The following is a 12,232-nucleotide window of genomic DNA, read 5'->3' as shown; positions in this document are numbered from 1 at the left end:
TCGCGATGCCCTATGTACCGGTTACAGAGCTTTCGCAGTACGTTGGTAAGGAACTGGGACGTTCCGCCTGGCTGAAGATCGATCAGCAACGCATCAACCTGTTCGCCGAGGCCACCGGCGATTTCCAGTTCATCCATGTCGACCCGGTCAAGGCGGCGAAGACCCCGTTCGGCACCACCATCGCCCATGGTTTCCTCACCCTGTCGCTGATCCCCAAGCTGATGGAGGACCTGCTGGTGCTGCCCGAAGGCCTGAAGATGGTGATCAACTATGGCCTGGACAGCGTGCGCTTCATCCAGCCGGTCAAAGTCGACAGCAATGTGCGGTTGAAGGTGGACCTGACCGACGCCATCGAGAAGAAGCCCGGCCAGTGGCTGCTCAAGGCCACCGTCACCCTCGAGATCGAAGGTGAAGAGAAACCGGCCTACATTGCCGAGCCGCTGTCGCTCTGCTTCGTCTGAAGGGCTGACTGAACACCTGTGGGAGCGGCTTGACCCGCTCCCACAAGCGCCCCAATTCACCCTTTCACGTATTGTGCGGCATACTCCATGCATCGTTCGACCCGGAACCCGCCATGCGCCCCCTGCTACCCCTGACCCTGATCCTGCTGCTCGCCGCCTGCGGCGATGGCGAACCCCTGTCGCCACCTGACGCCCGCCTGCCAGATGGCGGCCGCTACCGGGGCCAGGTGGTCAACGGCCTGTTGCAGGGCGAGGGGCGCATCGACTACCCCAATGGCAGTTGGTACGCCGGCACCTTCAAGGATGGCCAGTGGCATGGCCAGGGCGAATGGCACGGCAGCAACGGCGAGGTCTACCGTGGCCAGTTCGCCGCCGGGCTGTTCCAGGGCCTGGGCGACCTCACCACCCCGGGCAGCCACTACGCCGGCACCTTCAAGCACGGCCGCCGCGACGGCGAAGGCACCCTCAAGCAACATGACCAGACCTACCGCGGCCAGTTCAAGGACGACCAGTACGACGGTGCCGGCCAGCTCGACCTGGCCGACGGCAGCCGTTACCAAGGCCTGTTCGCCAAAGGCAAGCCCAATGGCGCCGGGGTGCGCAGCGATGCCAGCGGCAACCAGTACAGCGGCCATTTCATCGACGGCCAACTGCAGGGCGCCGGCACCTACGACAGCGCCGACGGTGAGCAGTACATCGGTGAATTCAAGGACAACCACCTCGAAGGCCGAGGGCGCTACGAGAATGTCGACGGCGATGTGTGGATCGGCGACTTCAAGGATGGCTCGCTGGTGGGCCAGGGCGAACTGCTGGGCAGCGACGGCAGCCGCTACAAAGGCGCATTTCGTGACTGGCGTTTCAACGGCAACGGCAGCCTGCAACTGGCCGATGGCAGCCAGTACCTAGGAGGCTTCGCCGACGACGCCTACCAGGGCCATGGCCGCCTGACCCACCCCGACGGCCGAGTCGAAGCTGGCTACTGGAGCAACGGCGTGCGCGTGCGTGACGAGAACAGCAAGCTACTGCCCGATCCGCTCGACCTTGCCCTGCTCAACCAGGGCAAGCTGCTGGACGAAGCCCTGGGCAAGGTGCCGCGCTCGCTGCCGCCCGTGCAGCTGTACAGCCTGGTGGTGGCCGGCGATGGTCAGCAAAGCGTGTTCATGCGCGAGGCCGACTACGTCAGCAACATGCTCAAGGTGCGCTTCGGCGCCCATGGCCAGGTGACCCTGGTCAACCACCGCGATCATATGGCCGACCGCCCCATGGCCACCCGCGAGAACCTCACCCGCGCCGCCCGCGTGATCGCCGAGCGCAGCGGCCCGGAAGACCTGGTGTTCATCTACCTGACCAGCCACGGCAGCCATGACCACCAGCTGGTGCTCGACCAGCCGCGCCTGCAACTGGCCGACCTGACCGCCGACGAGCTGGCCAGCGCCCTCGCCCCCCTCAAGGACCGCGACAAGGTCATCGTTGTCTCTGCCTGCTACTCCGGTGGCTACATCGCCCCACTCAAGGACGACCGGACCTTGATCATGACCGCCGCCCGCCCCGACCGGGTATCGTTCGGCTGCTCTGAAGAGGCCGACTTCACCTATTTCGGCGATGCCCTGTTCGCCCAGGCCCTGAACCAGACCGACGACCTGAAACAGGCCTTTGAACTGGCGCGCCAGAGTGTTGCCGAACGGGAGAGAAGGGAAGGTTTCGAAGCCTCCGAGCCGCAGCTCTGGGCGCCGCCGGCCGTGGTCACGCACTGGCAGCGCCTGCGCCGGCAACAGGCCGAACAAGCCTTGCGCAATGGCACGCAGCCAGTACCGGGCGAACAGGCAAAAACACCTGGCACCCACTAAGCTGTGTGTAACAAGGGAGAGACATCATGTACTTGACGCCTCAGCATGTCCTGCTTGCCGGTGCCACGGGTCTGACAGGTGAACACCTGCTCGACCGCCTGCTCAACGAGCCCACCATAAGCCGCGTGCTGGCGCCGACTCGCCGGCCGTTGGCCGAGCACCCGCACCTGGAAAACCCGGTGGGTGACCCGGCCGTGTTTCTCCCGCAACTGGCCGGCCGTGTCGATATTGCCTTCTGCTGCCTGGGCACCACGCTCAAGCAGGCCGGCTCGGAAAACGCCTTCCGTGCGGTCGACCTGGACATGGTCGTGGCCTTCAGCAAGCGCGCCCGCGAGATGGGTGCACGCCACCTGCTGGTGATCAGCGCGCTGGGGGCCGACCCCAAGTCATCGATCTTCTACAACCGGGTCAAGGGCGAAATGGAAGAGGCGCTCAAGGGTCAGGACTGGCCGCAGCTGACCATTGTGCGGCCTTCGCTGTTGCTGGGTGAGCGCATGGAGCCAAGGCTTGGGGAAATGGTCGCGGCGCCGTTCTCCCGGCTGATTCCGGGCAAGTATCGTGGGATCGAGGCCTGTACGCTGGCCCGGGCGCTGTGGCGCCTGGCGCTGGAAGAAGAGGACGGGATTCGGGTGGTCGAGTCGGACGAACTGCGCAAGCTGGGCAAGAAGTGATCGCCCATCAGTAAGCAATCGCGGGGCAAGCCCGCTCCCACGGTGGTCCATTTCGTGGGTGCGGGCTTGCCCCGCGATGTTTCTAAAGCCCGCCCGTGGCGTTGAAGCCAACCCCCGCCGCCGTCAGCAACGACAACGGCAACAGCAAGGTATCGAGCAACGCGCTCCCCGGCAGGTCCAGCCCCGGATAAGCCGGCGCCAGCGCACCGAAGCGATCTTGCGGGCAACACCCGCCATTCATCACATACAGGTCCAGCCGCGTCCCGGCATACACCACCGGGGCGCCCGGCTTGTTCGCGTCCAGCGTGCGCACCGTGGCGCAACCGCCAAGCTGGGCCAGCACCAGCAACCCGAGCAAAACCCGCCTCAATCGTCGACCCCGTGGTGATGCTCACCCCAGCGCGGCAGCATGTCCTGGGGAATGTTCAGCAGGTTGAGAATGCGCGCCACGACGAAATCGACCAGGTCGTCGATGGTCTGCGGCTGATGGTAGAAGCCCGGCGCCGCCGGCAGGATCACCGCGCCCATCTGCGAAAGCTTGAGCATGTTCTCCAGGTGGATGGTGGAGAACGGTGCTTCACGCGGCACCAGGATCAACTGGCGTCGCTCCTTGAGGGTGACGTCGGCAGCACGTTCGATCAGGTTGTTGCAGGCGCCGGTGGCAATCGCCGAGAGCGTGCCGGTGGAACAGGGCACCACCACCATCGCCGCCGGCGCGCCGGAGCCCGAAGCCACCGGTGACATCCAGTCTTCCTTGCCATACACCCGGATCTGCCCATCGGCGGCGCCGGTGTACTCGGTGAGGAAGGCCTGCATTGCCTGGGGCTTGGCCGGCAACAGCACATCGGTCTCGGTGGCCATCACCAGTTGCGCAGCCTTGGAGATGAGAAAGTGCACCTCGCGGTCCTCACGCACCAGGCAGTCGAGCAGGCGCAGGCCATACTGCGCCCCAGAGGCGCCGGTCATCGCCAGGGTGATCCGTTGCGGCCCGTTCACTTCAGCGCCTCGGCCAGCTTGCCATGCAGGCCGCCGAAACCGCCGTTGCTCATGATCACCACATGGGTGCCCGGGCGGGCCTGGCCCTTGACGCGTTCGATGATTGCCTCGAGGCTGTCGGCGACCACACTGGGCACCTTGCACAGGGCCGCCGTGGCGGCGAGGTCCCAACCCAGGTTGGCCGGGGCATACCAGATCACCTGGTCGGCATCGTTGACGCTTTCCGGCAAGCCATCGCGGTGCGCGCCGAGCTTCATGGAGTTGGAGCGCGGCTCGATCACCGCAATCACCGGCGCCTCGCCGACGCGCTTGCGCAGGCCGTCGAGGGTGGTGGCGATGGCGGTCGGGTGGTGGGCGAAGTCGTCGTAGATGGTCACGCCCTGCACTTCGGCGACCTTCTCCATGCGCCGCTTCACGCTCTTGAACGCACTGAGGCCGTCGATGGCCATGGCCGGCACCACACCGACATGACGGGCGGCGGCCAGGGTGGCCAGGGCGTTGGCGACGTTGTGCTGGCCGGTCATTTCCCAGTCCACCACGCCTTGCACCTCACCGCCGAACAGCACTTCGAAGCGCGAGCCGTCGGCGCTGAGCAGGCGTGCCTGCCATTGCCCACCTTCGCCGGTGGTCTGAACCGGGGTCCAGCAGCCCATGCCGATCACCCGCTCCAGGGCCTGCTCGGTGGTCGGATGGATCACCAGGCCTTCGCTCGGGATGGTGCGCACCAGGTGATGGAACTGTCGCTCGATGGACGCAAGGTCCGGGAAGATGTCCGCGTGATCGAACTCAAGGTTGTTGAGGATCGCGGTGCGCGGGTGGTAGTGGACGAACTTCGAGCGCTTGTCGAAGAAAGCGCTGTCGTATTCGTCGGCCTCGACCACGAAGAACGGCGTATCGCCCAGGCGGGCGGAAACCGAGAAGTTCTGCGGTACGCCACCGATCAGGAAGCCCGGGCTCATGCCGGCGTGTTCGAGCACCCAGGCCAGCATGCTGCTGGTGGTGGTCTTGCCGTGGGTACCGGCCACTGCCAGCACCCAACGGCCCTGCAGCACATGGTCCGCCAGCCACTGCGGGCCGGACACATAAGGCAGGCCCTTGTTCAGCACGTACTCCACCGCCGGGTTGCCCCGCGACATGGCGTTGCCGATCACCACCAGGTCCGGGGCCGGCTCCAGTTGTGCAGGGTCGTAGCCCTGGGTGAGCTCGATGCCCTGGGCTTCGAGCTGGGTGCTCATGGGCGGATAGACGTTGGCGTCCGAGCCGGTGACGCGATGGCCAAGTGCCTTGGCCAGCACCGCCAGCGAGCCCATGAAAGTGCCGCAAATACCGAGAATATGAATGTGCATGGTCGACCTCGCAAAACGTCGACGCAGGGTAGCCCAGGGCGCGGGAAATCGCACCCGCTGTTTCGCTCAACCAGCCCTGGCGATGCCGTGTTTGCGCAGTTTCCGATACAGGGTGTTGCGGCTGATCCCCAGGTGCTCGGCGACATGGGTCATGTGCCAGCGGTTGGCTTCCAGTACTGCCAGCAATGCATCGCGTTCGGCATTCTCAAGCCGGGCATGACCATCGTGGGAGCGGGCTTGCCCCGCGATGGCGTCCGACCGGGCAACATCGAAAGTCCTGCCGACACCATCGCGGGGCAAGCCCGCTCCCACGCGCACAACTGCGGGCAGATCCTGGTACTCGACCCGTCCCTCTTCGCACAACGCCACCAGCGTGCGCAGCACATTGCGCATCTGCCGCACGTTACCCGGCCAGGCGAAATCGAGCAGCGCCTGACGCGCCGCAGGCTCGATAGCCAGCGACTGCCCTTCGGCCTCCTGACGCAGCAAAAAATCCAGCAACTGGCCTTTGTCGCTGCGCTCACGCACCGCCGGCAAAGCCACCTCAAGTCCATTGAGGCGGTAATAGAGGTCTTCGCGGAATGTGCCTTGTTGCACCCGCTCCAGCAAATCACGGTGAGTGGCACTGACGATTCGCACATCCACCGCCTGCGGCTCACCACCAATCGGCACCACCTGACGCTCTTCCAGCACCCGCAGCAACCGGGTCTGCAACGCCAGCGGCATGTCGCCGATCTCGTCGAGCAACAGGGTGCCGCCATCGGCCTGCAACAGCTTGCCGCGCATGCCTTCCTTGCGCGCCCCGGTGAAACTGCCGCCGCGATAGCCGAACAGCTCGCTCTCGATCAGGCTCTCCGGGATCGACGCGCAGTTGATCGCCACAAAGGGCTTGTGCCGGCGGGCACTGGCCTGGTGCACGGCCTGGGCGAACGCCTCCTTGCCACAGCCGGTCTCACCGCGCAGCAGCAGTGGCACATCACGCTCGAAGACCCGCACCGCCCGGCGAAAGTCGTGCTGCAAGGCCGGATCGAGCAGGCAGATGCCTGGCTCGACGGCCTGGCGTGCCTGGGGCAATGCCGCCGGCACCGCCCACACAGGTTTACGCGCCTGGCCGCGCAGGCTGGCGAACACCTGCCGGCCATCGCGGGTATGCAGTGGCCACGCCGTACTGCCTTGCGCCGTGGCGCGGCTGAACAGTTCGTCATGGCTGCAGGCAAAGAACCGATCAACCGGCTTGCCCAGCACCCCACCGCGAATACTGCCCAGCAGGTTCAGCGCGCTCTGGTTGGCAGCGCAGATCAGCCCGTCGCCGTCGAACGCCAGCAAGCCCTCGCTGAACAAGCCGACCGACTCGGCCTGCAGATGGAAACGCAGCAGCCATTGCTGCTCGAAGTGGCGCAGGAAGTAACAGCTCTCGATCATCTTGGCCGAAAGATTGACCAGCGCCATGGTGTGGAACTGGCTCTGGCGCGACACGTCCGGCCGCGCCGACGACACGTCGAGCACCGCCAGCAGCTCGCCGTGGGGGTCGAACACCGGGCTGGCCGAGCAGGTCAGGCCGGTATGCCGGCCACGAAAGTGCTCGCCCTGGTGGATGGTCAGGGCCTGGCGCTCGACCAGGCAGGTGCCGATGCCGTTGGTGCCCTCGCGCGCTTCGCTCCAGTCGGCACCGAGCCACAACCCGGCACGCTCGAAAATGCGCCGCTCGCTGGGTGCGGTCACGCAGTTGAGGATCACCCCACGAGCATCGGTGAGCAGCACTGCATGCCCGCTGCCCGACAGCTGCTGGTGCAGGCTGTTCATCTCGTTGTCGGCGATCTGCAGCACCTGCTGCAGGCGCTCGCGGCTTTCCAGCAGGCGGCCGTGTTCGAGCACCACCGGGGCCTGGGCGCGCGCGGGGTCGAGGTGATAGTCCTCCAGGCAACGCAGCCAGGAGCGGGCGATGGAGGGGTCGCTGCCCGGCCCACTGGCCTGGCCATGGGCGACAGTCAGCACTTGCTGGGCGTGGCGGCTGAACGGGTTGCTCTGCATTTGTTGTTGTTCTCCGCAGATAGAGAGCGTTGCGCCAGCATCCTCCAGGCACGAGCGCTTTGCAATGCTGGCTGACCACCGAGTCACCGCCTGTGCCATGAACGGTACAAAGTGTCACCCAGCCCGTGCCAGCCTTGGTACAGAGCCGTGCCGACCCGCGTGGAAAAATGACCCAAGTCTTTGATCTACAAGGGCCTGCCAGCACTGGCCCGACCTTTGCTCTACGCTTGGTAACTCCGCAACAATCACAAAGACCAGGAGACACACCATGCGTTACGCACATCCCGGTACCGAGGGCGCCAAGGTCAACTTCAAGACCCGCTACGGCAACTACATCGGTGGTGAGTTCGTTCCTCCGGTAAAGGGTGAGTACTTCACCAACACCTCGCCGGTGAACGGCCAGCCGATCGCCGAGTTTCCTCGTTCCACTGCCGAAGACATCGACAAGGCCCTCGACGCCGCCCACGCCGCCGATGCCTGGGGCCGCACGTCAGTGCAGGACCGCTCCAACGTGCTGCTGAAGATCGCCGATCGCATCGAGCAGAACCTCGAACTGCTGGCCATCACCGAAACCTGGGACAACGGCAAGCCGATCCGCGAAACCCTCAACGCCGACATCCCGCTGGCCGTCGACCACTTCCGCTACTTCGCCGGCTGCATCCGCGCCCAGGAAGGCGGCGCCGCCGAGATCAACGAGAACACCGTGGCCTACCACATCCACGAGCCACTGGGCGTGGTCGGGCAGATCATCCCGTGGAACTTCCCGCTGCTGATGGCCGCCTGGAAGCTCGCCCCGGCCCTGGCCGCCGGCAACTGCGTGGTGCTCAAGCCCGCCGAACAGACCCCGCTGGGCATCACCGTGCTGCTGGAACTGATCGGCGACCTGCTGCCCAAAGGCGTGCTCAACGTGGTGCAAGGCTATGGCCGCGAGGCCGGTGAAGCGCTGGCCACCAGCAAGCGCATCGCCAAGATCGCCTTCACCGGCTCCACCCCGGTCGGCTCGCACATCATGAAGTGCGCGGCCGAGAACATCATCCCGTCCACCGTCGAGCTGGGTGGCAAGTCGCCGAACGTGTACTTCGAAGACATCATGCAGGCCGAGCCGAGCTTCATCGACAAGGCCGCCGAAGGCATGGTGCTGGCGTTCTTCAACCAGGGCGAAGTGTGCACCTGCCCGTCGCGCGCGCTGGTACAGGAGTCGATCTACCCGCAGTTCATGGAAGTGGTGATGAAGAAGGTGCTGCAGATCAAGCGCGGCGACCCGCTGGACACCGACACCATGGTCGGCGCCCAGGCCTCGCAGCAGCAGTTCGACAAGATCCAGTCCTACCTGAAGATCGCCCAGGAAGAAGGCGCCGAGCTGCTGACCGGCGGCAAGGTGGAGCAACTCGAAGGTTCGCTGGCCACCGGTTACTACATCCAGCCGACCCTGCTCAAGGGCAACAACAAGATGCGCGTGTTCCAGGAAGAAATCTTCGGCCCGGTGGTCAGCGTCACCACCTTCAAGGACGAAGCCGAAGCCCTGGCCATTGCCAACGACACCGAGTTCGGCCTCGGCGCCGGTGTGTGGACCCGCGACATCAACCGCGCCTACCGCATGGGCCGTGGCATCAAGGCCGGCCGTGTGTGGACCAACTGCTACCACCTGTACCCGGCGCATGCCGCGTTCGGTGGCTACAAGAAGTCCGGCGTCGGTCGTGAAACCCACAAGATGATGCTCGACCACTACCAGCAGACCAAGAACCTGCTGGTGAGCTACGACATCAACCCGCTGGGCTTCTTCTAAAACAGTGCATTGGGGCTGCTGCGCAGCCCATCGCGGGGCAAGCCCGCTCCCACGCCGACCTCACACGGCAGTCGTGGGAGCGGGCTTGCCCCGCGACGGCCCGAAAATCGGCCCCAACCGCTCTGGCTCGCTTCCTGCAACACAAATCACCAAGGCCCGGAACCCTTCCGGCCACCAAGAAAAACAACAGGTGAATCCATGCCAAGCGATCACTCCGCCGGCGCGCCGGCAAGCTCCTCCGTCGACTTCGAAAAGGTCAATTCCGAGTATTTCCAGCAACGTGAACTGAAAAAAGGCGCCGCCGGCTGGGTCCTGCTGGTCGGCCTGGGCGTGGCCTACGTGATTTCCGGCGACTACGCCGGCTGGAACTTCGGCCTGGCCCAGGGTGGCTGGGGCGGCATGTTCCTCGCCACCTTGCTGATGGCCACCATGTACCTGTGCATGTGCTTCTCGCTGGCCGAGCTGTCCTCGATGATCCCCACCGCCGGCGGCGGCTACGGCTTCGCCCGCAGCGCATTCGGGCCCTGGGGCGGCTTCCTCACCGGCACGGCGATCCTCATCGAATACGCCATCGCCCCTGCGGCCATCGCCGTGTTCATCGGTGCCTACTGCCAATCGTTGTTCGGCATCGGCGGCTGGATGATCTACCTGGCGTTCTACATCATCTTCATCGGCATCCACATCTTCGGGGTGGGTGAGGCGCTGAAACTGATGTTCATCATCACCGCCGTCGCCGCCATCGCCCTGGCGGTGTTCCTGATTGGCATGGTGCCCCATTTTGATGCGGCCAACCTGTTCGACATCGCCAAGACCGACGCTGTCGGTGCCAGCAGCTTCCTGCCGTTCGGCTATGTCGGCGTGTGGGCCGCGATCCCCTATGCGATCTGGTTCTTCCTCGCCGTCGAAGGCGTGCCCCTGGCCGCCGAAGAAACCAAGAACCCGAAACGCGACCTGCCGCGCGGCCTGATCGGCGCCATGCTGGTGCTGCTGGCCTTCGCCCTGTTGATCCTGGTGGTCGGCCCCGGCGGCGCAGGCGCCGACGCCCTCAAGGCCTCGGGCAACCCGCTGGTCGAGGCGCTGGCCAAAGCCTACGGCGGCTCCACCTGGATGGGCGGCTTCGTCAACCTGGTCGGCCTGGCTGGCCTGATCGCCAGCTTCTTCTCGATCATCTACGCCTATTCGCGGCAGATCTTCGCCCTGTCCCGCGCCGGCTACCTGCCGCGCAAACTGTCGCAGACCAACAAGAGCAAGGCCCCGGTACTGGCCCTGGTGATCCCCGGGATCATCGGCTTCGCCCTGTCGCTGACCGGCCAGGGCGACCTGCTGATCCTGGTGGCGGTATTCGGCGCTACGCTGTCCTATGTGCTGATGATGGCCGCGCACATCACCCTGCGTATCCGTCGCCCGAAAATGGAGCGCCCGTATCGCACCCCCGGTGGCATCTTCACTTCGGGCGTGGCCTTGGTGCTGGCCTGCATCGCCGTGGTCGCCGGCTTCCTGGTCGACCCACGGGTGGTGATTGGCGCCGCGGTGATCTATGCGGTGTTGATTGCCTACTTTGCGTTCTACAGCCGCCACCACCTGGTGGCCGGCACGCCGGAAGAGGAATTCGCCGCGATCCAGAAGGCCGAAGAGGCCTTGCACTGATCGTCGACCCGCGCCGCAGGCCAGCCCTGCGGCGCCCTGGAGATTCTGTATGGCAAGTTTCGTACACACGGTGGGCAACCAGCTCTACCGTTTCGACAGCCTCAAAGAGGTCATGGCCAAGGCCAGCCCGGCACGCTCGGGCGACTACCTGGCCGGGGTGGCCGCCAGCAACGATGGCGAACGGGTCGCCGCGCAGATGGCCCTGGCCAATATCCCGCTCAAGCACTTCCTCAACGAAGCGCTGATCCCCTACGAAGACGATGAAATCACCCGGCTGATCATCGACAGCCATGACCCGCAGGCTTTCGCCCCGGTCAGCCACCTGACCGTCGGCGGCCTGCGCGACTGGCTGCTCGGCGAGCAGGCCGACGAACACAGCCTGCGCGCCCTGGCCCCCGGCCTGACGCCGGAAATGGCCGCGGCCGTGTCGAAGATCATGCGCGTGCAGGACCTGGTGCTGGTGGCGCAGAAGATCCGCGTGGTCACCGCCTTCCGCGGCACCATGGGCCTGCCTGGGCGGCTGTCCACGCGGCTGCAACCCAACCACCCGACCGACGAACCCGCCGGGATCGCCGCCAGCATCCTCGACGGCCTGCTGTACGGCAACGGCGATGCCATGATCGGCATCAACCCGGCCACCGACAGCATCGCCTCGATCTGCGATCTGCTGGTGATGCTCGACAACATCATCCAGCGCTACCAGATCCCCACCCAGTCCTGCGTGCTGACCCACGTCACCACCAGCATCGAGGCGATCAACCGTGGCGTGCCGCTGGACCTGGTGTTCCAGTCGATCGCCGGCACCGAAGCGGCGAATGCCGGCTTCGGCATCAACCTCAACGTGCTGCAGGAAGGCTACGAGGCCGGGCTGTCGCTCAAGCGCGGCACCCTCGGGCAAAACCTGATGTACTTCGAAACCGGCCAGGGCAGCGCCCTGTCGGCCAACGCCCACCACGGCGTCGACCAGCAAACCTGCGAAACCCGCGCCTATGCCGTGGCCCGGCATTTCAAGCCGTTCCTGGTCAACACCGTGGTCGGCTTCATCGGCCCGGAGTACCTCTACAACGGCAAGCAGATCATCCGCGCCGGCCTCGAGGACCACTTCTGCGGCAAGCTGCTGGGCGTGCCGATGGGCTGCGACATCTGCTACACCAACCATGCCGAAGCCGACCAGGACGACATGGACACCCTGCTCACCCTGCTGGGCGTGGCCGGGATCAACTTCATCATGGGCATCCCCGGCTCCGACGACATCATGCTCAACTACCAGACCACCTCGTTCCACGATGCGCTGTATGCACGGCAAACCCTCGGCCTCAAACCCGGGCCGGAATTCGAAGCGTGGCTCGAACGCACCGGCATCTTCACCCAGGCCGATGGCCGTGTGCGCTTCGGCGACAACCTGCCGCCGGCCTTCCGCCACGCGCTCGCGCAACTGGCCTAGGAG

The 12,232-nt window shown here is 65.3% G+C and carries 10 protein-coding genes; 6 read left to right on the top strand and 4 right to left on the bottom strand.

Features of this window, described 5'->3' with window-relative positions; all coding sequences use genetic code 11:
- The first annotated feature begins 5 nt into the window (after positions 1–5).
- The 3 genes from RTH46_RS14170 to RTH46_RS14160 all read left to right on the top strand — a co-directional run bounded on the left by RTH46_RS14170 (position 6) and on the right by RTH46_RS14160 (position 2,979).
- Entirely contained in the window at positions 6–461 is a 456-nt protein-coding gene (locus tag RTH46_RS14170; RefSeq protein ID WP_110993383.1) for a MaoC family dehydratase, read from the top strand.
- A gap of 113 nt (positions 462–574) precedes the next feature.
- Positions 575–2,308 carry a C13 family peptidase gene (locus RTH46_RS14165; RefSeq protein WP_316905948.1) on the top strand — a complete coding sequence of 578 codons (1,734 nt, stop codon included), beginning with the start codon at positions 575–577 and terminating at the stop codon, positions 2,306–2,308.
- A gap of 26 nt (positions 2,309–2,334) precedes the next feature.
- Complete coding sequence (locus RTH46_RS14160) at positions 2,335–2,979, top strand: oxidoreductase (RefSeq protein WP_153787714.1); 645 nt, start codon at positions 2,335–2,337, stop codon at positions 2,977–2,979.
- 82 nt (positions 2,980–3,061) lie between these two features.
- Here the strand turns inward: RTH46_RS14160 and RTH46_RS14155 are convergent, their stop codons facing one another.
- The 4 genes from RTH46_RS14155 to RTH46_RS14140 form a co-directional block, all read right to left on the bottom strand.
- Positions 3,062–3,349 carry a YceK/YidQ family lipoprotein gene (locus RTH46_RS14155; RefSeq protein ID WP_153787713.1) on the bottom strand — a complete coding sequence of 96 codons (288 nt, stop codon included), beginning with the start codon at positions 3,347–3,349 and terminating at the stop codon, positions 3,062–3,064.
- Entirely contained in the window at positions 3,346–3,975 is a 630-nt protein-coding gene (gene ubiX / locus RTH46_RS14150) for a flavin prenyltransferase UbiX (protein ID WP_153787712.1), read from the bottom strand. The genes RTH46_RS14155 and ubiX overlap by 4 nt, the downstream gene beginning before the upstream one ends.
- A complete protein-coding gene (gene mpl / locus RTH46_RS14145) occupies positions 3,972–5,321 on the bottom strand; it encodes a UDP-N-acetylmuramate:L-alanyl-gamma-D-glutamyl-meso-diaminopimelate ligase (RefSeq protein ID WP_316905947.1) in 1,350 nt (449 codons plus the stop codon). The genes ubiX and mpl overlap by 4 nt, the downstream gene beginning before the upstream one ends.
- A gap of 66 nt (positions 5,322–5,387) precedes the next feature.
- Positions 5,388–7,352 (bottom strand): sigma-54-dependent Fis family transcriptional regulator, encoded by a 1,965-nt coding sequence (locus RTH46_RS14140; protein ID WP_316905946.1) that lies wholly within the window; start codon positions 7,350–7,352, stop codon positions 5,388–5,390.
- A 268-nt stretch (positions 7,353–7,620) separates the two neighbouring features.
- Between RTH46_RS14140 and RTH46_RS14135 the strand changes: the two genes are divergently transcribed.
- The 3 genes from RTH46_RS14135 (at position 7,621) to RTH46_RS14125 (ending at position 12,229) form a co-directional block, all read left to right on the top strand.
- Positions 7,621–9,138 carry an aldehyde dehydrogenase family protein gene (locus RTH46_RS14135; protein WP_316905945.1) on the top strand — a complete coding sequence of 506 codons (1,518 nt, stop codon included), beginning with the start codon at positions 7,621–7,623 and terminating at the stop codon, positions 9,136–9,138.
- Between the two features lie 198 nt (positions 9,139–9,336).
- Positions 9,337–10,785 carry an ethanolamine permease gene (gene eat / locus RTH46_RS14130; protein WP_125857293.1) on the top strand — a complete coding sequence of 483 codons (1,449 nt, stop codon included), beginning with the start codon at positions 9,337–9,339 and terminating at the stop codon, positions 10,783–10,785.
- Between the two features lie 49 nt (positions 10,786–10,834).
- The gene (locus RTH46_RS14125) at positions 10,835–12,229 is read left to right on the top strand and encodes an ethanolamine ammonia-lyase subunit EutB (RefSeq protein ID WP_316905944.1); all 1,395 of its coding nucleotides are present in this window, start codon (positions 10,835–10,837) and stop codon (positions 12,227–12,229) included.
- The last annotated feature ends 3 nt before the right edge of the window (positions 12,230–12,232 follow it).

It is taken from the genome of Pseudomonas sp. zfem004 (assembly GCF_032621715.1).
Lineage (GTDB): Bacteria > Pseudomonadota > Gammaproteobacteria > Pseudomonadales > Pseudomonadaceae > Aquipseudomonas > Aquipseudomonas sichuanensis.
This window is presented reverse-complemented; position numbering and strand designations above follow the sequence as displayed.

Bases quoted from the DNA above. Each gene is read 5' to 3' on its own strand.
- RTH46_RS14170 (WP_110993383.1), top strand. From the start codon at position 6: ATGCCCTATGTACCGGTTACAGAGCTTTCGCAGTACGTTGGTAAGGAA.
- RTH46_RS14165 (WP_316905948.1), top strand. From the start codon at position 575: ATGCGCCCCCTGCTACCCCTGACCCTGATCCTGCTGCTCGCCGCCTGC.
- RTH46_RS14160 (WP_153787714.1), top strand. From the start codon at position 2,335: ATGTACTTGACGCCTCAGCATGTCCTGCTTGCCGGTGCCACGGGTCTG.
- mpl (WP_316905947.1), bottom strand. From the start codon at position 5,321: ATGCACATTCATATTCTCGGTATTTGCGGCACTTTCATGGGCTCGCTG.
- RTH46_RS14140 (WP_316905946.1), bottom strand. From the start codon at position 7,352: ATGCAGAGCAACCCGTTCAGCCGCCACGCCCAGCAAGTGCTGACTGTC.
- RTH46_RS14135 (WP_316905945.1), top strand. From the start codon at position 7,621: ATGCGTTACGCACATCCCGGTACCGAGGGCGCCAAGGTCAACTTCAAG.
- eat (WP_125857293.1), top strand. From the start codon at position 9,337: ATGCCAAGCGATCACTCCGCCGGCGCGCCGGCAAGCTCCTCCGTCGAC.
- RTH46_RS14125 (WP_316905944.1), top strand. From the start codon at position 10,835: ATGGCAAGTTTCGTACACACGGTGGGCAACCAGCTCTACCGTTTCGAC.